This window comes from Nocardioides sp. (genome assembly GCF_004803405.1).
Taxonomy (GTDB): domain Bacteria; phylum Actinomycetota; class Actinomycetes; order Propionibacteriales; family Nocardioidaceae; genus Nocardioides; species Nocardioides vastitatis.
In genome coordinates this window covers 99,779-123,926 of record NZ_SSXI01000226.1, presented here as the reverse complement: position 1 = coordinate 123,926, position 24,148 = coordinate 99,779, and the positions used below count along the sequence as shown (strand labels likewise).

The following is a 24,148-nucleotide window of genomic DNA, read 5'->3' as shown; positions in this document are numbered from 1 at the left end:
GCCCCTGACCCTCCCTTGCCTGGAGAAGGAACAAGAGCATGGACGTTTCGTCATCGGTATGGATCATCACGATCCTCGCCACGATCAGCGTGCTGGCCGTGGACTTCGTGATCGTGGCCCTCAAGCCGCACGAGCCATCGCTGCGTGAGGCGTCGATCTGGGTGTCGATCTACGTCAGCCTGGCCGTGCTGTTCGGCCTCGGCCTGACGATGTTCGTCGACGGAACCATCGGCGGTGAGTTCTTCGCGGGCTGGCTGACCGAATACTCGCTCTCGGTCGACAACCTGTTCGTGTTCCTGCTCATCATGGCCAAGTTCGCCGTGCCCCGCGACTACCAGCAGAAGGTGCTGCTGATCGGCATCGCGCTGTCACTGGTGCTGCGAGGAGTCTTCATCGCGCTCGGCGCCGAGGCCATCGCGCGCTTCGACTGGGTGTTCTTCGTCTTCGGTGCGTTCCTCGTCTACACCGCCTGGAAGCTCGCCACCGCGGACGAAGGCGAGGAGGAGTTCAAGGAGAACCCTGTGCTCCGAGCGACGGCCCGGGTGCTCCCGTCGACGGACGAGTACCGGGGCGCGTCGCTGATCGCTCGCATCGACGGCAAACGCCTGGTGACGCCGATGCTGATCGTCATGATCGCGATCGGAACCACCGACCTGATCTTCGCCCTCGACTCGATTCCCGCGATCTTCGGGCTCACCAAGGAGCCGTACATCGTCTTCACCGCGAACGTGTTCGCGCTGATGGGGCTGCGCCAGCTGTACTTCCTGATCGGCGGTCTGCTCGACCGCCTCGTGTACCTCTCCTACGGGCTGGCCATCGTGCTCGGCTTCATCGGCGTCAAGCTCATCCTCGAGGCGGCCCACCACAACGGTGTCGCCTGGGCGCCGGAGATCCCGATCCTGGTGTCGCTCACGGTGATCCTCGTGACCCTCACCGTCACTGCGATCCTGAGCCTGATGAAGTCCGCGAGCATGTCCAAGAAGGAGCGGGCCGGCAAGGCGGAGCGGGTCATGGCATATGCCCCGGCCGAGGAGTTCCTGGACGAGCGCTGAGCTGCCACACCCGGGAGTGGCCCCGGTTGCGGATTGCGATGTCTCGGTCTGTCCGAGGTAGACGTGACGGTCATCGTCCAGGCGCGCTCCCCCTTCAGGGTGTGCCCCCAGTGTGCGACCACGTCGATCTCGAACGGCCCCGGAGCCTGCTCCATCTCAATGCAGACGGGGCTCACCTCCGAGTTCATCCTTGTAGGGATACAACGGCACCCCTACGCTCTCGATGCCGACCAACAGTTCAGCTCGCCTGGTCGTCCACTTCGCACCCTGCGTCTCGGAAGGATGCCCCATGCCTCTGCCCTTCAACACTGCTGCCTGGCCCCAGGCCCGCGCCACCGCCCTGCTGTCTGCCGCCGGCTGCCTCGGTCTGCTCGTCGTGCCCGTCTCGGCATCTGCGGCGCAGGCCGACGTCGCCTGCGGCGGACAGACCGCCAGCATCGTCGGCACCGACGGCGACGACACCCTCACCGGGACCGACGGAGTCGACGTGATCGTCGGTCTGGATGGCAACGACGTCATCTCCGGTCTCGACGGCAACGACGTGATCTGCGGCGGTGGCGGGACCGACACGATCTACGGTGAGGTGCACACCCCCGGCCCGGTGCTCTACCGAAGCGGCAACGACACCATCTACGGCGACGGGGGCTCCGACGTCATCTTCGGCGACTTCCAGAACTTCGACAGCGAGAGCGGGGTCGCCGCGCTCAGCGCTTCCGACACCATTCACGGTGGTGAGGGCGCCGACGTCATCTACGGCAACGTGGAAGAGGTGCGCATCGTCGCCATCGTGACGTTCGACGCCGGGCACAACGTGATCTACGGCGGCGAGGGCTCCGACGTCATCTACGGGGACGGCAAGACCGGGTTCCTCGGAGCCAAGGCCGTCATGCTGGAGGGCGGCGACGACTACATCGAAGCCGGCGCCGGCAACGACACGGTGTACGGCGATTTCGAGACCGGCAACGTCTCCCCGGGAGCGACCTGGTCGAGCCGCGGCAACGACGACACCATCTTCGGCGGCGTCGGCAGCGACCTGCTCTACGGCGACATCGCCAAGGGGACCGCGACGGCAGCCCTGGACGCGGTGGACGGCGGCTTCTCCGACGTCATCGACGGCGGCGAGGGCGCCAGTGACGAGGCCGACGGCGGCGCTGGCAGCAACACCTGCATTCAGGTCGAAACCGCGACGAACTGCAACCCCTGACGGCGTACCCCACGGGATGGGGCGACGGCGGTCGCCGCCGTCGCCCCACTCGCGTTGGCGTGGGGCAGCAGAGCTTCAGACGGACCCGTTGATCGGCGCCCAGCTCGCCGGGGCACGAAGTCTGCCGATCCACTCCGAAGCCGCACGACTCCTGCGACCATCGGGAGATGCATTCCGCCGGGAACCGCATCACCACACCGGCTGCTGTGGTGTGCTCGGTGTTGCTGGTGGCGCTCGCCGCCGGCTGCGAGGGAGATGCCGAAGCCCGGTGGTCGGAACCGGCGTCCGGGTCGCCGCAGCTGCCCGATCTCGTCCCGGTGCCGCCGACCGATCTCCACACCAAGAAGGCCGGGGACAGCTGGACCGTCGAGTTCAGCTCGACCGTCGTCAATGTGGGCGAAGGCGACTTTCACCTGACCGCCGACAAGGGCCAGGACGGGTCCTGGACCCTCACCCAGGACATCCCGTACGACGAGGGGGGCGCCGAGCATGTCCGCACTCCGGCCGAGGCGGTCTGGGGTGGTGACGGGCATGAGCACTGGCACGTGAAGCGCTATGTGGTCTATCACCTCCAGGCCCTGGGCGAGGACGGCAAGCCCACCGGCACGGCGCGCACGGACCACAAGGTCGGGTTCTGCATCTACGACTTCAAGCGCGCCGACGTCGGCATGGGGCCGGACGAGCCCGTCTACCCCCGCGAGGGCTGCGGCCGCGAGGACTCCACCCACCTGGTCATGGGCCTCACACCCGGATGGGCCGACCACTACAACTGGGACCTTCCCGGCCAGAGCATCGACATCGATGGCCTCGCCGACGGGGACTACCGCATCTTCGCCGTCGCCGACGAAGGCGGGACGTTCCAGGAGGAGACCACCGACAACAACCAGACGTGGGTCGACTTCGCGCTTTCCACCGACGGCCAGGGGAACCGGCTCGCGCTCCTCGGAGAGGTCGGCCCGTCCCCGGAGTGAGCTGGTCTGCTTCGGGGTCGGATCAGCTACCCGAAATTGGCTAATCGGTAGTTCCAGTCGGCTCATCCCCATTCCCGACCCGGCACGGTGGCGAGAGCCCTGAACCGGAGCCAGCACGTCCCGGGCAGCGGTCACCGTGCGGCAGGGCGCCCACGGCTCTTCGAGACAAGGGACAAACGATGAAGCACAGAAAACTCTTGGTGACGGCGGCTGCGGTCGCCCTCGTCGGTGTCAGCTCGCCGGCGATCGCCGCAGAGCTCAGCAATGCCCAGGGCCAGAGCTGCGGCGATGCGGTCGGAGCGTGGCATTTCGTGAACAACCAGACCGGCGGGGCGGCCCCGGGCACGTTGACCGCGTCCTTCTCGGACGGAACCGTCTGGACGGTGGGGCCGAGCAAGATCACCAACTCGACGCAGCACTTCAGGGTCGAGTCGGCCGGCACGCTGATCGATGCGTCCACGAACCTGCCCGGCAGGCTGGTCCTCTCGGACTTCACCTGCGAGGACACCAAGAAGTGAGCTGAGGTTCACGACTCCGAAGGTCGGCGCCATCGCGCTCCCGCGCGATGGCGCCGATCCGTCGGTCACACCCGAGGAGACGACCGCACCGCCCCCAACCGCCGGGGCGGTCCAGGACGACCGGGTGCATCGCGACCCGCTGAACCAGCTGTGGCTGAGCGACATCACCGAGCACCTCATCGGCGAGGGATCGCGCTACCCGCGCGCGGTCGAGAACCTCCTCTCGGCGCGCATCCCGTGGCGGCGTGACGGATCACAGCGGCTTCCCCAGTTGTGGGGACGTCGGCCCGCGAGCCGACCTGGGACGCCACGCCTGACGCACCGTCGTGAAGGACACCGACACGGGGGGCCGAGGATGGCGACCAGACGACGCCGGGCCTGGACCCGCGCGGCTGTGGTGGTGACGCTGGTCGTCGTCTCCATCGCCGTCTCGATCACGGTCTATCTCGAGCGCACGCTCGTGGCGCCGGTCGACCGGATCGAGGGCGTGTTCACCGACCTGCCCGACCGACCCCCGATGCCACGGGCTCGTCCGGGGCGGAAGCCGGTCAACATCCTGTTTCTCGGCACGGACCGACGATCAACCGCGCAGACCACGGGCGCACGGGCGGCTGGCAGGGCATGGGAGCCGGGCGCGCAGCGGACGGACGCGATGCTGGTCGTACACATCGACGGCGACCGGGATGGCATGTCGGTGATCTCGTTGCCGCGCGACTCGTGGGTCGAGATACCCGGGCACGGCAGTGCCAAGATCAATGCCGCGTTCTCGTACGGCGGCCCGCGGCTCGCGGTGGCGACCGTGGAGCGGCTGACCCGCGTCCGGATCGACCACCTCGCCATCATCGACTGGGAGGGTCTTCGGCAGCTGACCGACGCGCTCGGTGGCGTCACGGTCGACGTACCTGAGACCGTCCACGACTCGGCGCGTGGCATCACCTGGACCGCCGGACCACACACGCTCGACGGCCAGGACGCCCTCGACTACGTCGGGCAGCGCTACGGCCTCCCCGGGGGCGACCTCGACCGCGCCCGCCGCCAGCAGAACTTCCTGCGCCTGGTCCTGGCCGACACCCTGGAGCGGATCTCCGGTGGGGGTCCGTTGGAGGTTTTCCGCCTTCTCCGCGTGGTGGCGGACAACGTCAGCGTTGATGCCGGGTGGTCGACCGACGACATGGCACGGCTCGGATGGTCCCTGCGTGACCTGGACGCCACCCGGACGCGCTTCCTGACCACTCCCGTCGCTGAGTTCGGGTGGGAGGGCGCCCAGAGCGTGGTCCGTCTTCACGACCGTCGCGGTCGGGCGCTGTGGAAGGCGGTCCGCGACGATCAGGTCGCGGACTGGGCGGACCACAACCCCGACGTGGAGCTCACGGACGACGTCCGTTGAGCCCGCCGGGCTCTCGCCCCTCAGCACGGACGAGCAGGGCGACTGCGGCCAGCTGGGAGTGCACACCGAGCTTGCGGAGCACTGACCTGATCTGGGTGCGCACCGTCGACGGTGAGGAGTCATTGAGCTCGGCGATCTGGGGGACGGTCAGACCCGATGCGAGCAGCTCGAGGATCTCCCGCTCACGGCGGGTCAGCGTCCTCAGGTGCGCGCTGGCGGCGGCCTCGAGTGCCCGCGCGTCGTGCCAGGCTGCCACGAGCTCGTCGCGGCCCGGGACCTCGACGGGCTGACGACCGGCGGCGAGCTCCTCGATGACCGTGACCAGGTCATCGAGCGTGATGCGACTCGGCAGCACTCCGACCACGCCGAGCTCCAGCAGCGCTCCCCACTCGGGGCCTCGAGGCGTGTCGGTCAACAGGATCCAGCGGCTCGGGTACGCCATCAACAGGCGCCGCGCCGGATCGATCGTCGCCGGGCCCAGGTCACAGAGCAGGATGGCTTGATCCGCTGGAGCTCTGCGCCCCCGCCACGGCCGGCTGCTCGGCTCCGGGGTGCCTTCCCACGGGAGGCGGACCACCGTCAGGCCGCAGGCGGCCACCGCCGCGGACAGCGTTTCGGCGACGAGAGCCCGATCGGCGGCTACTGCGACTTCGATTCCGGTCATGCCCGGTCGCGTCTGGCAATGGCATCGCCCATGTCTCTGCCCTCCCGTCTCCCTCCGGACGTCGCATCCTTTCTCCGGTCGCGACCGGGCGGACGGAACATGGGCGGTGCTGCCTGAAATTGGGGATGCCGCGAAGGGCGACGGCCGGCGGCCGAGCCCCGTCGCCTCGAGTGGTCCAGTCACCAATTTGAGGTATCCGTCCCCAAAGGACTGTGTTATCAGCGACCCGGTTCCTACCTTCGATTGGTGATGTGGATCAGGCAGTCGGGGAGCACCACCCTCCGGGCCGGCGTGGCGCGGAACCCCGCACCGGCAGAAGTGCCCGCAGCCCGCTCGGGGGGCCGTCACTGATGCTTCAACGCTATCCGCGATCGATCTGGAACCCGGCGGCAACCGCAGTTGTCACTGCGCTCGTGATCCTGCCGTTGGTAGGCGTGACGATCCTGGCGCCGAAGATGCGCTCCTCCGAGGGCATCGCCACGGCCACGCAGTTGGTGGTCTTCCCCGTGGTTCTGGGCGCCGCCGTCCTGCTGTACCTGTACTTCCGCGGAACCGAGTCTGGCGAGGCCGGCTGGCTCACCCTCTGCCTGACCGTCTACGCCGTCCAAGGCGCCACCCTCGCCGGTCTCCGGACCGCAGACGTCGACTTCTTCGTCGGCCGGCCGGAGTGGGTCCTCCTCGTTCACCTACCTGTCGGCATCCTCGTCCTCACTGCCGTCGTCTTCGCAGCCCGGGCACCGCTGCGCGTCGACCCGATGGTGGCAGGACTGGTGCTGGGCCTGTTCGTCGCCGCCTGCTGCGTGGCGGCGAACCGGTTGGGCCCCGAGCTGCCCATGACCAGCCCGCCGATGCTCGCGGTCGACCTCGTCCTGGTTCTGATCGCTGCGGCCATCGCTCACGCGGCGCTGCGCCTGCGCGACCTCCCCAGCTGGTGTGTCAGGCGGCTGGCGGTGGGCACGGTCGCCTTGGTGGTCAACCAGGTCGCGATCAGCCAGCCGGCCGCGGGAGCGACTTCAGCTGTCGCAGTCGTCGCCGGTGTCACCGCTGCGGTCTGTATGGCGAGCGCAGCGGCAGCCGTCCTCCGATGGGCGCTCCTGGAGCAGAGCTCAGCGGTGGTCGACCTGTCCGAGAGCATCGCGGAGATCGAGGCGAGCAACCGCCACAGTCGTGCGCGGTTGCATGAGATCACGAACTCGATCGCCGGCATCGCCGCAGCCTCGAGCCTCATCAACCGCCATGACGCCATCCGAGCCGAGGATCGCCGGAGGCTGGAGGAGATGCTGGAGAGCGAATCGAACCGGCTCGCACGACTGCTCGGCGGCAACCGCCTGGTGACGAACGGCTCGAGGGAGGACGGCAGACCGCATGGGTCTGAGCCTCGCCTGCTGGACGTCGACCAGGTGATCCGGCCACTCATCACCGGTCAGAAGGCTCTCGGTCGCCGGATCCACTGGCGTCCGAGCGCCGAGGTCGCCGTCGGCGACGCTGACGCGGTCGCAGAGGTCATCAGCATCCTGCTCGACAACGCGGCCCGGCATGCGCCCGACTCCGAGACCGTCGTCGAGGTCGTTCGCACCGCGAGCACGGTGGAGATCGCTGTGCGGGATGACGGGCCTGGGATCCCGGCGGAGGTGCGACGTCGGCTCTTCGAGTGGGGAGGCCGGGGCCCCGACTCGAACGGCCAAGGCATCGGCCTGCACCTCGCGCACCAGTTGATGTCGTCGAGAGGCAGTTCCCTACGGCTCGACCTGAACGGAATAGGCACCACCTTCGTAGTCGGACTCCCACTACCACCTGAGGACTCGTAATGACGATGACAGCCCCTACCGCCGTTCGCGCGAAGACGCGGGTCCTGATCATCGAGGACCACGTGGTGTTCGCCGAGTCCCTCGAGCTCGCCCTGAGCATCGAGGGCTACGACGCCCGCCGACTGCCGCTGCCGGACTGCGCGCGGAGCGGTGAGCTGGTCGCGACGGTCGCTCGCCTCCGTCCGCGCGTCGTCCTGCTCGATCTCGACCTCGGCTCCTTCGGCGACGGCGTGCGGCTGATCCATCCGATGGCCCGGTCCGGCGCGAATGTCGTCGTGGTTACCGCTTCGGCGGACAAGTGCCTCTGGGGTGAGTGCATGAGGAACGGCGCGCGAAAGACGCTCACCAAGACTCAGCCTCTCAACGAGATGCTGGCCGTCGTCAGACGAATCCAAGAAGGCCTGCCGGTGGTCTCCGCGGCTGAGCGGGAGGACCTTCTCGCCTGCTGGGACGAGCATCGGATCGCCGTGGAGCAGCAGCGCGAACGACTGGGGCGGCTCACTCGCCGCGAGCGAGAAGTGCTGGCGCAACTCACTCTCGGCCGCTCGGTCCGTGAGGTGGCTCGCACCAGCTTCGTCTCCGAGGCGACGGTACGCACGCAGGTGAAGTCCATCCTGGCCAAGCTGGACGTGTCCTCCCAGCTTGCGGCGGTGGGCCTGGCGAACCATGCGGGCTGGCGGCCGCCGGTGGACGCCTGATGGCTCAGTAGGCGCCGCGGTGTCCGACGATCGCACCCGGCGTCCGGCAGAGGATCGCCAGGTCCAGCCACGGGGACCAGTTGTCGACGTAGTGAAGGTCCAGGCGGACCGTCTCCTGCCAGCTGAGGTCGGAACGTCCCGAGACCTGCCACAGGCCGGTGATGCCGGGCTTGACCACCAGCCTGCGCCGGGCGTCCTCGCTGTATTCGGTCACCTCCTCGGGTAGCGCCGGGCGGGGGCCCACCAGTCGCATGTGTCCGAGCATGACATTGGCCAGCTGAGGCAGCTCGTCGAGTGAGTATCGCCTAAGGCAGCGTCCTAGCGGCGTCACCCGCGGGTCGCTGCGCAGCTTGAACAGCACGTCGTCGAAGTCGTTGTCGACCAGGGTCGGCCGAGGGGCGGCGACCATGGTGCGGAACTTGTAGATCGTGAACACCCGACCGTGCTGGCCGACGCGCACCTGGCGGTAGATGGCAGGCCCGGGTGACGTCGACCGGATCGCAACAGCGATCAGGACCAGGGCAGGCAACAGGATCGCCAGGCCGACTGCCGCGGTGACCCGGCCGGCCCAGCCGATGACCGTCCACGACAGGCCCCGACGCTGGGCCGCCCGGATCCGAACAAGCGAGAGGCCTCCGACGTCGACGGGCATCAGTCGCGTCGAGGCGACCCCGACCATTCCCGGGTCGACGTAGAACGGCATCCGAATGCCCTCGAGCTCCCACTGGAGGTGTCGCAGCGACGCCGCGTCCAGCCCGGGTCCCGGAATCGCGACCACGGCCCCCGCCTGCACCCGACGGGCGTAGCCCGCAACGTCCCCGACCCCCAGTGCTACCCCCACGTCCGGTCGGCGCGCCGACGCGTCGGTCACGACCTGGGCCACCGGAACTGGGCCACCCACGCGCCGCTCGAGCGTCGCCAGGGCGTGCGGGCTGAGCTGCTCGCCGTCGCCGACCACGACCAGCGGGCGCGATGCACGTGCCGCGCCCGCACCGAGCGACGCGACGGCGAGCCGGAGCGCGCACGAGAGTGCCACCCAGAGTGCCGCGAGGACGAAGACCTCCCGCGGGGCAAGTGAGTCGGCGAGCACCAAGGTTGCAGCGGTTCCCGTGAGGGCGAGGGAGCAGCCGGCCCGGACCACGTGGTGGCACACCCGGGGCCTGGACTCCACCCACGACGGATCGGCCGCATGGGATGCGACCAGGCAGGTGACCCACAACGCGAGCAGAACACCCAGGGCGACCGGCGAGGCCGCGAACCATCCACTCTGCACGCCGAGTACACCCGTGAGGATGGCGGCCGCGAAGTCCCCGGACAGCAGAGCGGTGGGCGCCGTCCACCCCAGGACACGGCTCGACTCAAGCGTGTCCACTGCTCGCTTCTGGTCAGCGGACGCTGTCTGCAACACGAGTGCTGCGTCGGTCACCTGTGCTCACCCCAGACCTGCTCTGCCATCACGGGACGTTCGTCAACCTAGGAGCCGCGCGAGATCCGCACATGCCCCAATTCGGGCATTCCGATCGGAGCGACGGGGCTCCGGGAGCACTCGCGGTCGCGGCCAGAGGAGATCCGCGAGAGCGTTCGGTTAAATTTCGGCGAGGTTGATGATCAATGCGCCATGACGGGTGACGATGGCTGTTAGAAGACGCGGATCTCCGCAGTTCGGGTGCGTGGCGTCGTAACCGACACAGCACCCGGGGGATCACATGGTTTCCGCTCGCCAAGGGAATGCAAGGCACCCGACGCCGCAGGCACAGCTGCGTTCCCCTTCTTCGGGCTCCACGGCCTCGGCCGCCCGGATCACTGTGGTGGACGACCACCTGCTGTTCGTCGAGATGCTCGAGCTCTCACTCACCCGCGAGGGTCACGACGTCCGGACGGTGGCGGTCAGTGATCCGAGAGTTCAAGCGCGACACCTGTGCTCCGCGATCCTCAGGACCCGGCCCCAGATCGTCCTGTTGGACCTCGACCTGGGACTCCAGGTCGACGGCGTCTGCTTCGTCGAGCCGCTCCAGCGTGCGGGGGTGGCGGTCATCGTCGTCACCGGCGACGAGGACGAGACACGCTGGGGTGAGTGCATCGCGCGCGGCGCCCGGATCGTCCTGCCGAAGTCGGCCTCACTCGACACGATCCTGAGGACGGTTCGTCGAGTTGCCGAGGGTCGGCCAGTCATGGGGCCTGAGGAGGCGGATCGGCTGCTCCGCCGTTACCGGCAGGAGCTGGGCTGGGTGCAGGACGTCAGGGCGCGCCTGGACACGTTGACGCCGCGTGAACGGGAGATCCTCGCGGCCTTGATGAGCGGACAGAACGTGCATGACATCGCTCGCGCGGCATTGGTCTCGGAAGCAACGGTGCGGTCGCAGGTGAAGTCCGTACTGGCGAAGCTGCACGTCTCTTCGCAGCTCGCCGCCGTGGGGATCGCCCACAAGGCGCACTGGCTGGAGCCGCACTCGGCATGACAGACTCCCGAAGGTCGGTCCGTCATCCAGGCGTCCCCTGGGACTGCGTGCAGCCAGTCATCCCGGGTGAGGGCGCAGTGACCCGTTTGAACCGTGTGTCTTCGGACACCGTCATGACTGTGTGCCTGCCGGCGCGCAATGACCCCCCTCGAAGTCCTGGAGCCAGAAAATGCGTGGTACTCGTTTGAAGTCCGTCGGTGCGGCCCTCTCCGCCGCAGTCCTGAGCGTGAGCATCCTTGCTGCAGGCCAGGAGGCGACGGCCGCACCGACCCTCAGCACCTGGGCGCCTGCCGCCACCGCGGAGATCCACCCCGGGGTGCAGACCTACACCGACGGTGGGCAGTGCACCGCGAACTTCGTGTTCACCGACGACGCCGGCAACGTCTACCTCGGGCAGGCGGCGCACTGCTCCGGGACCGGCGCGGCGACCGACACGAACGGCTGCGACGCCGGCACGCTTCCGCTCAACATCGAGGTCACGTTCAACAAGGGAGGCAGCCTGGTCTCCGGCGGCACCGTCGTCGGGCGGGGGACGCTGGCCTACAGCAGCTGGAACACCATGCAGGAGCGCAACGAGAGCGACGCCAACACCTGCGCCTACAACGACTTCGCGCTGGTGAAGGTGGCCGCGGCGGACGTGGCCAAGGTCAACCCGACGGTGCCGTTCTGGGGCGGCCCGGTCGGCCTCAACACGACCGGGACGCAGGCAGGCGACAAGGTCTACAGCTACGGCAACTCCAGCCTGCGCGGCGGTCGTACCGAGCTCTCGCCCAAGACGGGCGTGAGCCTCGGCCAGGACCCGGCCGACGGTGGCTGGACCCACCCGCTCTACACGGCGACCCCGGGGGTCCCCGGAGACTCCGGCAGCGCCTTCCTCGACGCCGAGGGCAACGCGGTCGGCACGCTGTCGACCTTGGGCCTGGCGCCGCTCCCGGCGTCGAACAACATCGGCGACCTCGCGCACGAGCTCGCCTACGCGCAGAACCACTCCGGCATCGCCGGGCTACGGCTGGTCCTCGGCACGGAGCCGTTCGACCCGGCGCTCTGAGGGCGCTCCGACCAGGCCTTCGACCGTACGCCGAGCATGACGACCGTCGATGGCCAGAAGACGGGACCTCAGGCAACAGCGAGCCGGGATTCCATGCCTGGCCGATCGACGCGGACGAGCCGCGGATGAGGAAAGGGGTCGCGCGCGTGGCGGGCGCTGCCGGATACTCGGCGCGTGCCCTCGACCAGCCAGCTCGCCGCATTCGCGGTGGCCTCCTTCCTCCTGATCCAGGTGCCTGGACCGAGCCTGCTGTTCACGCTCGGTCGCGCGCTCACCGTGGGGCGCCGGGACGCGCTGCTCTCAGTGATCGGCAACGCGCTGGGGCTCTTCGCGCAGGTCGCCCTGGTGGCCGTCGGGCTCGGAGCGGTGGTGGCCGCGTCCGCGACCGCGTTCACCGCTCTCAAGCTGGTCGGCGCCGCGTACGTCGTCTACCTCGGCATCCAGGCGATCCGGCACCGTGCCGACGCGCGCGCCGCGCTCGAGAGCGCCGGTGCGCTGGCCTCGGCGCCGAGGGCCGGGCTCGCTTCGGTGCGCACGGGCTTCGTGGTCGGCGCGACCAACCCGAAGACCATCGTCTTCTTCGTCGCCTTCCTCCCGCAGTTCATCGACGGCGGCGCGCCGGCCGCGCCGCAGCTGGTTCTGCTCGGCGCGCTGTTCGGCGCGATGGCGATCTGTTCGGACACCTGCTGGGCGCTGGCGGCGAGCCGGGCGCGTGACTGGTTCGCGCGCAAGCCGGCTCGCCTCGACACGCTCGGCGCGACCGGCGGGGTGATGATGGTCGGGCTCGGGGCCGCGCTGGTGACGAGCAACAACCATTAGGGCCTGACGTCGATGGCAGGCTGAGCCCATGCCCCACGTCCCGCCACCCGTGGTCGCCCTCGCCGCCGGGACCGCCCAGCACCTGCTGGCCGGTGACCGACGCCCCGGTCCACTCCGTGCCGCCGTCGCCGCGGCGGTGGCTGCTGGCAGCGCCTATCTGCTGGTGGGGAGCACGCAACGCTTCGCCAGCCACCACACCACGGTCGACCCGCTGCGCCCGGCCCGGGCGAGCGCGCTGGTCACCGACGGTCCGAACCGGATCACCCGGAACCCGATGTACCTGGGCATGGCCGGCCTGCTCGCATCGCACGCGGTGGCCCGTGGCGGGCCGGTCCTCGCGCTGCCCGTGGCCGCGTTCGTCGCGATCATCGACCGGGTCCAGGTCCGTCCCGAGGAGGCTGCGCTGCGCGGTCAGTTCGGCGCGGAGTACGACGCCTACTGCCGCACCGTCCGCCGCTGGCTCTGAGGCCGCGTAACGGGCGTCACACGACGCTCGTTGGGGTCCTTGCGGCCCGGACCGACCGGGAGCAGATCGGACGGACAGTGAAGCGCATCTCCGGCGTCCTCGTCGCCCTGGCCACCCTCGTCACGGCGGTCCTCATACCGCTGACGGCGACCACGACCGCGGCGGCGGCCCCGCCGTACTCGGTGCGGACCCTGCACTTCCGGGTCGTCGTCGGGCCGGCGGACGACCAGGTCTGCGACATCGTCGGCGACATCTATCTGCCGACCGGGGCGACCAGCACGTCGCGAGTGCCGGCCATCCTGACGACCAACGGCTTCGGCGGGTCGAAGAACGACCAGGCGTCGTTCGCCACCGCGTTCGCGAGCCGGGGGTACGCGGTGCTGTCCTACTCCGGTCTCGGCTTCGGAGGCTCGAGCTGCAAGATCACGCTCGACGACCCGGACTACGACGGCAAGGCGGCGAGCCAGCTCATCAGCTACCTCGGTGGGTCCGGCGGGATCGCCTACCTCGACGCCGCGCACAGCCAGCCGGCCCCCCTTCTCGAGGTGATCACGAAGGACGCTCGCGACCACCGCGGGATGCGCCGCGCCGACGACCCGCGGGTCGGGACCTTCGGCGGCTCCTACGGCGGCGGCTTCCAGTTCGCGGTGGCCTCCCTCGATGCCCGCGTGGACGCCCTCGTCCCGCTCATCACCTGGAACGACCTCAGCTACAGCCTCGGCCCCAACAACACCGGCCAGACCGGCGTCTCGACCACCATCCCGGGCGCTGCGAAGATCAACTGGGCGGCTGGGTTCTCCGCGGTGGGAATGACCCGCGACCTCCAGCTGGGCCAGGTGCCGCCGGACGTGGTGCCGTGCCCCAACTTCGCCGACTTCGTGTGCCCCGCACTCGTCACCGCGGGGACCACCGGCTACCTCCAGCCCGAGCACGTCGCAGCCCTGCGGCATGCGTCGGTGGCGTCGTACGTCAGGAAGGTCAGGGTGCCCACCCTCCTCGTGCAGGGACAGCAAGACACCCTGTTCAACCTGAACGAGGCCGTCGCGACCTATCGGGCGCTGCAGAGTCAGCGCACCGAGACGAAGATGATCTGGCAGCAGGGCGGCCACTCCGGGTCCGCCGCCCCGGGCGAGATCAACTGGGGCTCACTGACCTCGGGCTACGTCAGCGGCCGGATCCTGGGCTGGTTCGAGCGCTACCTGAAGGGTCGTGGCGGCGACACCGGACCCGAGTTCGCCTACTTCCGGCCCTGGGTGAGCTACCAGGGCAGCGCGGCGCCCGCCTACGCGACTGCGACGTCCTTCCCGGTGGGCGACCGGCGCACCTGGCGGCTGTCCGGGGCCGATGCCCTGGTGACCGACAGCAGCATCGCCGCGCCGGGCGGCCAGTCCTTCGTCACCCCGGCGGCCGGCGCACCGACCTCGATCGACCAGGCCGACGTGCTCGGCTCGGTCATGGCCCCGGTCGTCCCGACGGTCCGCGACCTGCCGGGGACGTTCGCCGCGTGGTCGACACGTGCGCTCGGGACGCCGCTCCGGGTGGTGGGCTCACCGACGGTCCGGATCAAGGTGGACGCACCGACCAGCGCTCTCAGCCAGAACGCCGGCCCGGGCGGCCGGCTCGTGCTGTTCGTCAAGGTCGTCGACGTGGCGCCCGACGGCACCGCCCGGCTGATCAACGGCACCGAGGCGCCGGTCCGGGTCCCGGATGTGACCGAGCCGTTCACGGTCACCCTGCCCGCGATCGTGCACGAGTTCGCGACGGGCCACCAGATCCGGCTGGTCGTCGCCGGCGGGTCGGTGAACTACCGTGGCGGCCTCGTCGCCTCGCCGGTGACGATCTCCTCGGGGGCAGCGCAGACGCTGAGCCTGCCGGTCGTGAGGTGACGACAGCACGACGGACCCGGCGGGCTGGCGGGCCGCAGGCTCAGTAGCGGGTGCGGTCCTCGGTGGCGAGCCACGTGTCGAACGGCTCCGAGGCTGTCTCGACCCGCTCGTTGACCACGGCCATCGGCCACGTCTCCCGCGGCCTGGAGAGCAGCTGGTAGAAGAAGCTGTCGTCGAAGCCGCCGCGAGCGGCGTCGTCGCGGTCGGCGGCGTAGACCACCCGGTCCAGCCGTGCCCACAGCGACGCGGACAGGCACAGCGGGCACGGCTCGCACGAGGCGTAGAGCACGCAACCCGCCAGGCTGAAGTCGCCGATCGTGCGGCAGGCCTCGCGGATCGCGACCACCTCGGCGTGGGCGGTGGGGTCCAGGTCCCGGGTCACGAGGTTCTGCCCGGTGCCGACCGTGGCCCCGTCGCGCACCACCACCGCGCCGAAGGGTCCACCACCCTCCGCGACGTTGGCCGTGGCCAGCCGCACCGCCTCGTCGAGCCAGCGCGCGTCGTCGCCCGTCATCGAGTCCTCCTGAAGCCCTTGCGGCCCATCGCGTAGATCCAGCGTCGGTGCGGATGCTCCGTCACCGACCAGAGCGCGTCGTTCTGGGGCCAGTACACGAGGTCCTCCGGTCCGATCGGCGTGGCGAAGCGGTGGCGACGAAACTCGCCCAGCCGTCCAGTATGGACCGTGCCCGGCGCGACCGGGCCGTTGGACGACGTCACGTAGTAGACACCGTCGACCACCGCCGCGCCCTGCATGCGCTCCTCACCACGCTCGTCGAGATCCGGGACGACCAGCCCCTCCGCGTCCGCCCGCGGCATCCCCGTCTCCGGATCCGTCGGGAAGCGGGCCAGCCGGCGGGTCCGCCCCGTGCGGCCGTACTCGCCCACCACCATGGTCGGCGGCTCGGTGCTGCGATCGAGGCTGAGGAACGAGAACCGCAGTCGCTCGATGCCCTCCTCGCTCGCCCCACGGTGGGCGAAGCGGACCGGCAGGACGTAACGGTGGCCGTACGTCTCGTACGGCGAGCCCGGCGGCACCCGCATCGCGTCCTCGAGCCGAACGGTGAAGAACCCGCGTCCGGTGCCGGCGACGTGGAGGTGCGCCCCGTGCCACAGGATGCCGCCCGCATGGACCTTCAAGGGCATGAAGCCCGGCCTGCCGTCCTCCAGCATCGGCGTCACCAGCAGCACGTGGCCGTAGCGACGCCGCTCGAGGTCGACGACCGATATTCGCGACCCGGCGCCGTCCTTGGCGTACCACGACACGGCGAGCACGTCGTGCCCGTGGACTCGGTCGACGCCGGTGGCGACCGACGAGGAGATGCCCTGCGGCCACCAGTTCCGGTCACCGTTGTCGGCCCGGTCCCAGGTGTACGCACGGTCCACCTTCAGGCCGAGCAGCCGCGGGTGAGGAGCCCAGCTCCGGCGGACCTTCCGATGCAGGTCCTGCAGCACCGCATGGATGCCGACGCGGCCTCCTCCGTCAGCCGCCAGCTCCGCTGCCAGCGCGTCGATCTCGGCGACGTTCTCCTGAGTGCGCCTCAGGTGCAGCCCGGGCGCGTGCCGGCGCGCCGGTCCGGGGACGTCGTCGGCCTGCACGGCCGCAACGGTAGCCGAGCAGGATGCGCGATGATGGGGCCGTGAGGGGCATCTTCTTCGACGAGGACGACGCGCGCGCAGCTGCGCTCGCCCTGGTCCGCGGCGGCTATACCGCGGAGGTGGTGCGGGAGAGGCTCGCGGGCGAGGACGACGACGAGGACCACCCCTGGGCGGTGCTCACCGACGCGCCCGAGATACAGCTGGACATGCTCGTCGACATGTACGACGGATGGCTGGACTTCGAGGAGCCGTCGACCGACGGCGCGCTTCCCGCGGCCGGCACGCCGCTGCCGCTGCCGGAACAGCCGCGGCGGCTCAAGCGCGAGCCCTGACCACTCCGGCAGCCGGGCGGACTGGCAGCCGGGCGGACTGGCAGCCGGGCACCTCACTACGCTGCAGGACATGACTGCGACGCCGCCGCACCGGCTGCTGTTGGTGCACGCCCATCCCGACGACGAGTCGATCGGCCAGGGCGCGACGATGGCGAAGTACGCCGCCGAGGGGCGCGGCGTCACGCTGGTCACCTGCACGGCGGGGGAGATGGGCGAGATCCTGGTCCCCGAGCTCGAGCACCTGGCGGCCGATCGCGAGGACCGTCTAGGTGAGCACCGCCAGGGAGAGCTCGCCAACGCCATGAAGGCGCTCGGCGTCTCCGACCACCGCTTCCTCGGCGGCTTCGGCACCTACCGGGACTCGGGCATGAAGTGGCACGAGGACGGCCACGCCGTCGCTGCCGACGAGGTGCATGAGAACGCCTTCTGGAACGCCGACCTCACCGAGGCCGCGAGCCACCTGGTCGCGGTGATCCGCGAGGTCCGGCCGCAGGTGCTGGTGACCTACGACGAGTTCGGCGGGTACGGCCATCCCGACCACATCCAGGCCCACCGCGTGGCGATGTACGGCGCTCAGCTCGCCGCCGCGCCGTCGTACCGCCGTGACCTTGGCCCGGCGTGGGACATCGCGAAGATCTACTGGGGCACGATCTCGGAGAGCCGGATGCGCGAGAGCCTCCGCCGGCTGCGCGACGCGGGCGACACCACGTCGTTCGAGGGGATGGAGCCGGACGGTCAGCTGCCGCCCCTGTTCAGTCCCGACGGTGACATCAGCTGCGAGATCGACGCGAGCGAGTACGTCGACCGCAAGCTCGACGCGCTGCGCGCGCACGCCACCCAGATCACCACCGACGGCCCGTTCTTCGCGCTGTCCAACAACAAGGGCGCCGAGGCGTTGGGACGCGAGCAGTACCGGCTGGTGAAGGGCGTGCCCGGCGAGCTCGGGGAGGATGGTTGGGAGACCGACCTCTTCTCCGGGATCCCCGCGAACTGACGTGCGTGCGGCGCTCCGTGCGGCGCTCGTGGTGCCGTGCCTCGTGCTCGGGTCCGCCATGTCGCTGTGCACCGTGCTGCTCCACGACTACTGGTGGGGGCTGGGTCTCGGCATCGCCGCGACGGCCGCGACGCTGGTCGCGCTCCCGGCCGGCTGGGGGACGCGTCTGCCCTTCGCGACCGGCTGGGCCGTGGCGCTGCTGCTGGTCACACCGGAGCGGCCGGAGGGGGACTACCTCGTGTCCGGGGACCCGTCCGGGTACCTGCTGCTGGGGGCTGGGATCGCCGTGTTCGGGGCCGGCTTCACGGGGCTGATGCCCCGGCGTGGCGCGGCTGAGGATTCCGGGGGCGCCGGACCGGCTACCTAGGATGGCCGGCGTGACGATGTGGGAGTCCGGCGCCGACGGCGCAGACGCGAAGCGCGAGCGCCCCGGCGGCAGGGTCGTGATCGCTGTCGTCGCCGCGCTCGTGCTCCTCGTGAGCGGCGGCTACGCCGCGGCGTATGCCGTGGCCGGGGACAAGGTGCCCCGCGGTACGTCCATCTCCGGCGTCGACGTCGGCGGCCTGACCCGAGCGAAGGCGATGAGCACCCTCGAAGCGGCCTTCGAGGACCGCGCCGACGCGCCGATCGAGGTGTCGGTCGAGGCGTCCGGGTCGACACCCCGCACCGCCACGGTCCGACCTGAGGAGATCGGCCTCTCCGTCGACTACGCGGCGTCCGTCGACGAGGCCGGTGCCGGCGAGAGCTGGAGCCCCGGGCGGCAGTGGGACTACTTCACCAGCGGCGGGGACGTCGACGCCGTCGTGGTGATCGACGAGCAGCGTCTGGACGCGAAGCTCGACGAGCTGTCCGAGGGCCTCGGGACGCCGCCCCAGGACGGCCGGGTGACGTTCACGTCCGACGGGGTCGAGACCGCCGAGGCTGTCCGCGGCGAGGAGATCGACCGCGACGCGGCCCGCGACGCCATCATCGGCGCCTACCTCGGCGAGGACGCCGAGGTCGAGCTGACGGTGGCGCCGGCGGAGCCCGAGATCGACGACTCCGACGTCGCCGAGGCGGCCGAGGGCTTCGCGAACCCGGCCATGGCCGACCCGGTCGACCTGGTGTTCGGCAAGAACCGGATCCGCCTGAAGCCGGCGCAGTACTTCCGGGCACTCGCGATGGAGCCGGAGAACGGCGAGCTGGTTCCCGTCATCGACGAGGCGGTGCTCACCCGCCTCGTCAACGGCGCGACCACCGACGGCAAGCCGGTCGACGCGACCGTCCGCCTGGTCAACGGCAAGCCCCGGGTGATCCCGGCCAAGCCCGGCGTCAGCTTCGACCCCGCCGAGGTCGCCTCCGTGTTCGAGCGCCTGCTGACGGCGCCGCCCGGCTCGCGCCGGGGGACGGTCAAGGCGAAGGTGGTGGAGGCCGCGTTCACCACGAAGGACGCGAGGGCCCTGAAGATCGTCGAGAAGGTCTCCGAGTTCAAGACGTTCTACCCGCACGCCGACTACCGGAACGTGAACATCGGTCGTGCCGCCGAGCTGATCGACGGCACCGTGGTCAAGCCCGGAGAGCGGTTCTCGCTCAACGAGACCGTGGGGGAGCGGACCGCCGAGAACGGCTTCACCGAGGGCTACATCATCAGCAACGGCATCCTCCGCAAGGACCTCGGCGGTGGTGTCTCGCAGCTGGCGACCACGACCTTCAACGCCATGTTCTTCGCGGGTCTGAAGGACATCGAGCACAAGCCGCACTCTTTCTACATCGACCGCTACCCGGTCGGTCGCGAGGCGACCGTCGCGTGGCCGACGGTCGACCTGGAGTTCGAGAACGACACCCCGTACGGGGTCCTGATCCGCGCGTGGGTCGAGCCGAGCAGCTTCGACCGGCAGGGGGTGGTGACCGTGCAGATGTGGTCCACGAAGTACTGGGACATCGACACCACGACCTCTCGCCGCTACGCGTACGTCCCGCCGAAGACCAGAACCCTGACGACGCCCGACTGCGAGCCTCACTCCGGCTGGTCCGGCTTCCAGGTGGACGTGACCCGGATCTTCCGCAGGCACGGCGACTCGGAGGTCGTGAAGACCGAGAAGTTCCACACCGTCTACACCCCCTCCGACACCGTGAAGTGCGAGTCGCCCGACCCGCCGCCGGCCGAGGCCGGCGAGGAGCCCGACCCGGCGGAGTAGCCCACGCGTTCCGCCGTTCCGCTACGGATCGCGCCCTGCTGTCCGATCGGGGCCGGTGAGAGGGGTGTGGTCACCATGATGTTGCGAGCCGCGTTCGTGCCGCCCGAGCCGGTGTTGCACGAGCTTCGCGAGGCCAGCGACCGAATCGACGTGCTCTCGGAGCTGCGTTCCACGCCGCCGGACCGGCTGGACGTCCCGGTGGCCGGCTTCGGCAACGTGACCGACGCTGACGCGCGTCGGCTGCGGGCCGCGCTCGTCGCACGACTAGCGAACGAGCCTGCGCCGGTGGTCCGGTTCGCCGGGGTCGACGTCGGCCACGACGGCGACGTGCTCGTCCCGCTGATCGGTGACGTCGCACCGCTGACCTCGATCGCCCAGGTCGTCGCCCAGGTGGCGGCTCGGGTCAACCTCTACGTCGATCGACGCCGGTTCCGTCCCGCGCTTCCGATCGCGACGCCCGCCCGGCTCTCCTCCGGATCGTCCGCTCTCGGCCTGGAGCGCGGGACGCCCGCGTGGACCGGCATGGAGTGGGAGGCCGCGGGTGTCTCACTGCTCCGGACCCGCTGGTTCGCCGGCGGTGCGATCTGCGAGGAGTACGGGTTCGTCGAGCTCGGCCATCCGCTGGACCGCCGCGCCGGGGCGTGACGCCCGGTCCCGTCAGACGGGACGTCCGACCCTGCCCCTGCTCTCCGCTAGAGTGAGAACACGTTCTAGTTCTGGCCGAGTGCCACGGAGGGGGCCGCATGACCGCCACGCCCGTCATCGACGGCTGGTTCACGACCGGCGAGGAGCCGCACCTCCTCGCCTCCCGCTGCATCGGCTGCAGCAACATCGTGTTCCCGCCGGTCTCCAGCGAGGCAGGGGGCGCGACGTCCTACTGCCGGAACCCGACCTGTGACGGCGAGGAGCACGAGACCGTCGAGCTCTCGCGCCGCGGCACCGTCTGGTCCTACACCGACGCGCAGTACCAGCCGCCGGCGCCGTACGTCCCGCAGGCAGAGCCCTACCAGCCGTTCGCGCTGGCCGCGGTCGAGCTCCCCGAGGGGATCGTCGTGCTCGGTCAGGTGGCCGACGGCTACGGCGTCGCGGACCTGAAGGTCGGCGCCGAGGTCGAGCTCGTCGTCGAGACCCTCAACACCGATGACTCGGGAGACCGCACGATCTACCGCTGGAGGCCGGTCCGATGAGCAACGCAGTCGCGATCGCCGGGGTCGGCATGCACCCGTGGGGCAAGTGGGGACGCAGCTTCGTCGAGTACGGCGTGCACGCGGCCCGCGCTGCGCTGAAGGACTCGGGCATCCCCTGGTCGGACGTCGATCTCGTGGTCGGCGGCGAGACCGTGCGCAACGGCTACGCGGGCTACGTCGCGGGGTCGACCTTCGCCCAGGCACTGGGCTGGAACGGTGCGCGGATCGCGACGTCGTACGCCGCGTGCGCCACCGGGGCCCAGGCCATCGACACGGCCCGCGCCCGGATCCTCGCCGGGATGTGCGAGGTGGCGCTCGTCGTCGGCGCCGACACCACGCCCAAGGGCTTCCTCGCGCCCAACGCCGGCGAGCGCTGGGACGACCCCGACTGGCTGCGGTTCCGGCTGCTGGGCATGACGAACCCGGCGTACTTCGCGCTCTACGCACGGCGCCGGATGGATCTCTACGGCGCGACGGCCGAGGACAACGCGTTGGTGAAGGTGAAGAACGCCAGGCACGGCCTGAGGAACCCCTACGCCCGGTTCCGCAAGGAGACCACGGTGGCCGACGTGCTCGCCTCGCCGGTCGTGTGCGACCCGCTCCACCTGCTCGACATCTGCGCCACCTCCGACGGCGCTGCCGCAGTCGTGCTCACCAGCGTCGAGTACGCGAGGCGGCACGGCATCGCCAACCCGGTCCGGGTCGAGGCCGTCTCCACGGTGACCCCGACCTTCCCGAACACCACGATCGACATGCCGCTGCTCTCGACCGACTCGACCGCCGTCGCGGGCGCGCCCGAGCTGACGTTCAAGGAGGCGATCGGCCAGGCCGCCTACGAGGAGGCCGGCATCGGGCCCGAGGACGTCGACGTGGCCGAGGTCTACGACCTCTCGACAGCGCTCGAGCTGGACTGGATCGAGGACCTCCAGCTCTGCAAGCGCGGCGAGGCCGAGGTGCTGCTCCGGTCCGGCGAGACCACGATCGGCGGGCGGATCCCGGTCAACCCCTCCGGGGGGCTGGCCTGCTTCGGCGAGGCGGTCCCGGCCCAGGCGATCGCGCAGGTCTGCGAGCTCGCCTGGCAGCTCCGCGGCGACGCGGAGGGCAGGCAGGTCGAGGGCGCGAAGGTCGGCCTCACCGCCAACCAGGGCCTCTTCGGGCACGGCTCCTCGGTGCTGCTGGCGGTCTGAGCGCCGATGAGCTTCGTCCTGCAGGACCGGCCGGTTCCCGAGGTCGCAGTCGTCACGCTCAACCGCCCGGAGCGGATGAACGCCATGGCCTACGACGTGATGGTGCCCCTGCACGACGTGCTGCGTGAGATCGGCCAGGACAACGGCGTCCGCGCGGTGGTCCTGACCGGGAACGGCCACGGCTTCTGCTCCGGCGCCGACCAGGAGTCCGCCGGGGTGCCCCCGGGCGTGGCCGGGGTGACGCGCCCGACGTACGCGCTGCGCGCGATGGAGGCGTTGGAGGACGTGGTGCTCACGCTGCGCCGGCTGCATCAACCGGTCATCGCGGCGATCAACGGCGCGGCGATCGGCGGGGGGCTCTGCCTGGCACTGGCGTGCGACCTGCGTTACGCCGCGCCGTCGGCGTACTTCCGGGCCGCGGGCATCAACAACGGCCTGACGGCCAGTGAGCTCGGGCTGTCGTACCTCCTGCCGCGGGCGATCGGCTCCACCCGCGCGGCGGAGCTGATGCTGACGGGGCGGGACATGTCGGCCGAGGAGGCCGAGCGCGCCGGGCTGGTCTCGGCCGTCCACGACGACGTCCTCACGGCCGCGGTCGAGGTCGGGCGGCGGATCGCGAGCTTCTCGCAGCCGGGCGTCGAGCTGACCAAGAAGTCCCTCCAGGCAGGGATCGCGGCATCCTCCGTGGAGGCACACCTGCCGAGCGAGGGGATCGGGCAGCTCTACCTGCGACTGCTCACCGACAACTTCGAGGAGGCCAGCCTGGCCCGCAGGCAGGGACGGCCGCCGGTGTTCCGCGACGGCCGGGACGCCTGAGCGTCAGGCCGGCGGGAGGATCTGCCAGACGACGTGCTCGCCGCCGAGCCCCCTGAGCTCGACCGAGGACATCTCGGCCAGCTCCACCGCGGCGTCCTCGTCGAGCGCCTCGCGGACGGCGTCGCTGCCGAGTACCTCGCCGCCGTGCGCCAGGTCGGCGACCCGGGCGGCCATGGCGACGTTCCGCCCGAAGTAGTCACCGTCGCGCGCCACCACCTGACCGGTGTGGATACCGATCCGCACCTGGATCCGGCCGTGCCGCCGTAGCGCCGGATCCCTCGGCAGGTCACGCTGGATGTCCAGCGCGGCCCGGCAGGCCGCCTCCGTGTCGCGGAAGGCGACCATGAAGCCGTCACCGGCGGTCTTCACCACCTGGCCGCGGTACTGCGCGATCCGGCCGCGCAGCACCCGGTCGTGGGCAGCCAGGACCTTCACCCAGGTCGCGTCGCCGAGCTGCTCGTTGAGCTGCGTGGAGCTCTCGATGTCGGAGAAGAACAGGGTGACCGTGCCGTCGGAGGCCGCCATGTTGAGGATGTCGGCGCGCTCGTCGGCGCTGGCCCAGGTCTGGACGTCCTCGAGGGTGCTCTGGATCAGGCCGGTGATGCCGTGCTCCCGGACCTTCGACGCGGTCCGGAGCACCCGACGCACGGCCCGCTCGGCCGAGCTGCTGGGCGGCGGCGGCCGCAGCGCCGCGTCCAGGTCGGACTCCAGCTCATGGATCCGCTCGCCGGCTGCGACCAGCTGCTTCTCCAGCCCCCGGTTCTGCTGCCTCAGCCAGATCGCCACGGCGAACATCCCGATGCAGAGCACGCCCAGAGCAATCACCACAGGTCGAGCGTAGGGCCCGCACGGGGTTGCGGACCGGAAGTAGCGTGAGAC

At 70.3% G+C, this 24,148-nt stretch carries 25 protein-coding genes; 20 read left to right on the top strand and 5 right to left on the bottom strand.

Translation table 11 applies throughout. The annotated features are described in order from the left end of the window. The first annotated feature begins 38 nt into the window (after nt 1–38). The 5 genes from E7Z54_RS15730 (at nt 39) to E7Z54_RS15710 (ending at nt 5,132) form a co-directional block, all read left to right on the top strand. On the top strand, nt 39–1,052 hold the full coding sequence (locus E7Z54_RS15730; RefSeq protein ID WP_136435248.1) for a TerC family protein: 1,014 nt from the start codon (nt 39–41) through the stop codon (nt 1,050–1,052). A 289-nt stretch (nt 1,053–1,341) separates the two neighbouring features. Continuing rightward, complete coding sequence (locus tag E7Z54_RS15725) at nt 1,342–2,256, top strand: calcium-binding protein (protein ID WP_168798367.1); 915 nt, start codon at nt 1,342–1,344, stop codon at nt 2,254–2,256. 167 nt (nt 2,257–2,423) lie between these two features. Next, entirely contained in the window at nt 2,424–3,227 is an 804-nt protein-coding gene (locus E7Z54_RS15720) for a hypothetical protein (RefSeq protein WP_136435244.1), read from the top strand. Between the two features lie 179 nt (nt 3,228–3,406). Next, nucleotides 3,407–3,745: a hypothetical protein gene (locus E7Z54_RS15715; RefSeq protein WP_136435242.1), complete on the top strand. Its 339-nt coding sequence runs from the start codon at nt 3,407–3,409 to the stop codon at nt 3,743–3,745. Nucleotides 3,746–4,100: 355 nt separating this feature from the next. Further along, nucleotides 4,101–5,132 carry an LCP family protein gene (locus E7Z54_RS15710; RefSeq protein ID WP_168798366.1) on the top strand — a complete coding sequence of 344 codons (1,032 nt, stop codon included), beginning with the start codon at nt 4,101–4,103 and terminating at the stop codon, nt 5,130–5,132. On the opposite strand, the gene E7Z54_RS15705 is transcribed toward E7Z54_RS15710, so the two are convergent. Further along, complete coding sequence (locus E7Z54_RS15705; RefSeq protein WP_136435239.1) at nt 5,113–5,796, bottom strand: helix-turn-helix transcriptional regulator; 684 nt, start codon at nt 5,794–5,796, stop codon at nt 5,113–5,115. The genes E7Z54_RS15710 and E7Z54_RS15705 overlap by 20 nt on opposite strands. Before the next feature lie 434 nt (nt 5,797–6,230). On the opposite strand from E7Z54_RS15705, the gene E7Z54_RS15700 reads away from it, so the two are divergent. Together E7Z54_RS15700 and E7Z54_RS15695 are read left to right on the top strand one after the other, a co-directional pair. After that, nucleotides 6,231–7,604, top strand: a complete 1,374-nt coding sequence (locus E7Z54_RS15700; RefSeq protein ID WP_168798365.1) for a sensor histidine kinase — start codon at nt 6,231–6,233, stop codon at nt 7,602–7,604. A gap of 5 nt (nt 7,605–7,609) precedes the next feature. After that, a complete protein-coding gene (locus E7Z54_RS15695) occupies nt 7,610–8,302 on the top strand; it encodes a response regulator (RefSeq protein ID WP_136435235.1) in 693 nt (230 codons plus the stop codon). Between the two features lie 4 nt (nt 8,303–8,306). On the opposite strand, the gene E7Z54_RS15690 is transcribed toward E7Z54_RS15695, so the two are convergent. Beyond that, the gene (locus E7Z54_RS15690) at nt 8,307–9,674 is read right to left on the bottom strand and encodes a sugar transferase (RefSeq protein WP_168798364.1); all 1,368 of its coding nucleotides are present in this window, start codon (nt 9,672–9,674) and stop codon (nt 8,307–8,309) included. A gap of 436 nt (nt 9,675–10,110) precedes the next feature. On the opposite strand from E7Z54_RS15690, the gene E7Z54_RS15685 reads away from it, so the two are divergent. The 5 genes from E7Z54_RS15685 to E7Z54_RS15665 all read left to right on the top strand — a co-directional run bounded on the left by E7Z54_RS15685 (nt 10,111) and on the right by E7Z54_RS15665 (nt 14,980). Then, entirely contained in the window at nt 10,111–10,761 is a 651-nt protein-coding gene (locus E7Z54_RS15685) for a LuxR C-terminal-related transcriptional regulator (RefSeq protein ID WP_240769718.1), read from the top strand. Nucleotides 10,762–10,987: 226 nt separating this feature from the next. Further along, on the top strand, nt 10,988–11,809 hold the full coding sequence (locus E7Z54_RS15680; protein WP_206056278.1) for a hypothetical protein: 822 nt from the start codon (nt 10,988–10,990) through the stop codon (nt 11,807–11,809). Between the two features lie 174 nt (nt 11,810–11,983). Further along, a complete protein-coding gene (locus E7Z54_RS15675; protein WP_136435228.1) occupies nt 11,984–12,628 on the top strand; it encodes a LysE family translocator in 645 nt (214 codons plus the stop codon). A 28-nt stretch (nt 12,629–12,656) separates the two neighbouring features. Continuing rightward, complete coding sequence (locus E7Z54_RS15670; RefSeq protein ID WP_136435226.1) at nt 12,657–13,094, top strand: methyltransferase family protein; 438 nt, start codon at nt 12,657–12,659, stop codon at nt 13,092–13,094. A gap of 77 nt (nt 13,095–13,171) precedes the next feature. Beyond that, nucleotides 13,172–14,980 (top strand): CocE/NonD family hydrolase, encoded by a 1,809-nt coding sequence (locus E7Z54_RS15665; RefSeq protein WP_206056276.1) that lies wholly within the window; start codon nt 13,172–13,174, stop codon nt 14,978–14,980. A gap of 40 nt (nt 14,981–15,020) precedes the next feature. Here the strand turns inward: E7Z54_RS15665 and E7Z54_RS15660 are convergent, their stop codons facing one another. Beyond that, entirely contained in the window at nt 15,021–15,494 is a 474-nt protein-coding gene (locus E7Z54_RS15660) for a nucleoside deaminase (RefSeq protein ID WP_136435224.1), read from the bottom strand. After that, entirely contained in the window at nt 15,491–16,576 is a 1,086-nt protein-coding gene (locus tag E7Z54_RS15655; RefSeq protein WP_136435222.1) for a hypothetical protein, read from the bottom strand. Before E7Z54_RS15655 ends, E7Z54_RS15660 begins: the two co-directional genes overlap by 4 nt. A 41-nt stretch (nt 16,577–16,617) precedes the next feature. On the opposite strand from E7Z54_RS15655, the gene E7Z54_RS15650 reads away from it, so the two are divergent. The 8 genes from E7Z54_RS15650 (at nt 16,618) to E7Z54_RS23805 (ending at nt 23,269) form a co-directional block, all read left to right on the top strand. Further along, nucleotides 16,618–16,908: a hypothetical protein gene (locus E7Z54_RS15650; protein WP_136435220.1), complete on the top strand. Its 291-nt coding sequence runs from the start codon at nt 16,618–16,620 to the stop codon at nt 16,906–16,908. Between the two features lie 70 nt (nt 16,909–16,978). After that, nucleotides 16,979–17,902 carry an N-acetyl-1-D-myo-inositol-2-amino-2-deoxy-alpha-D-glucopyranoside deacetylase gene (gene mshB, locus E7Z54_RS15645; protein WP_136435218.1) on the top strand — a complete coding sequence of 308 codons (924 nt, stop codon included), beginning with the start codon at nt 16,979–16,981 and terminating at the stop codon, nt 17,900–17,902. Between the two features lies 1 nt (nt 17,903). Then, on the top strand, nt 17,904–18,269 hold the full coding sequence (locus tag E7Z54_RS15640; RefSeq protein WP_136435216.1) for a DUF6113 family protein: 366 nt from the start codon (nt 17,904–17,906) through the stop codon (nt 18,267–18,269). A gap of 16 nt (nt 18,270–18,285) precedes the next feature. Beyond that, nucleotides 18,286–20,079 (top strand): VanW family protein, encoded by a 1,794-nt coding sequence (locus E7Z54_RS15635; RefSeq protein ID WP_240769721.1) that lies wholly within the window; start codon nt 18,286–18,288, stop codon nt 20,077–20,079. 75 nt (nt 20,080–20,154) lie between these two features. Continuing rightward, nucleotides 20,155–20,724 (top strand): 2'-5' RNA ligase family protein, encoded by a 570-nt coding sequence (locus tag E7Z54_RS15630; RefSeq protein ID WP_136435212.1) that lies wholly within the window; start codon nt 20,155–20,157, stop codon nt 20,722–20,724. A gap of 98 nt (nt 20,725–20,822) precedes the next feature. Then, on the top strand, nt 20,823–21,266 hold the full coding sequence (locus E7Z54_RS15625) for a Zn-ribbon domain-containing OB-fold protein (RefSeq protein ID WP_136435210.1): 444 nt from the start codon (nt 20,823–20,825) through the stop codon (nt 21,264–21,266). Further along, nucleotides 21,263–22,453 (top strand): lipid-transfer protein, encoded by a 1,191-nt coding sequence (locus E7Z54_RS23810; protein WP_136435209.1) that lies wholly within the window; start codon nt 21,263–21,265, stop codon nt 22,451–22,453. The genes E7Z54_RS15625 and E7Z54_RS23810 overlap by 4 nt, the downstream gene beginning before the upstream one ends. Nucleotides 22,454–22,459: 6 nt before the next feature. Continuing rightward, on the top strand, nt 22,460–23,269 hold the full coding sequence (locus E7Z54_RS23805) for an enoyl-CoA hydratase (protein WP_136435207.1): 810 nt from the start codon (nt 22,460–22,462) through the stop codon (nt 23,267–23,269). 3 nt (nt 23,270–23,272) lie between these two features. Here the strand turns inward: E7Z54_RS23805 and E7Z54_RS15610 are convergent, their stop codons facing one another. Further along, the gene (locus tag E7Z54_RS15610) at nt 23,273–24,097 is read right to left on the bottom strand and encodes an adenylate/guanylate cyclase domain-containing protein (RefSeq protein WP_136435205.1); all 825 of its coding nucleotides are present in this window, start codon (nt 24,095–24,097) and stop codon (nt 23,273–23,275) included. Nucleotides 24,098–24,148: the final 51 nt, after the last annotated feature.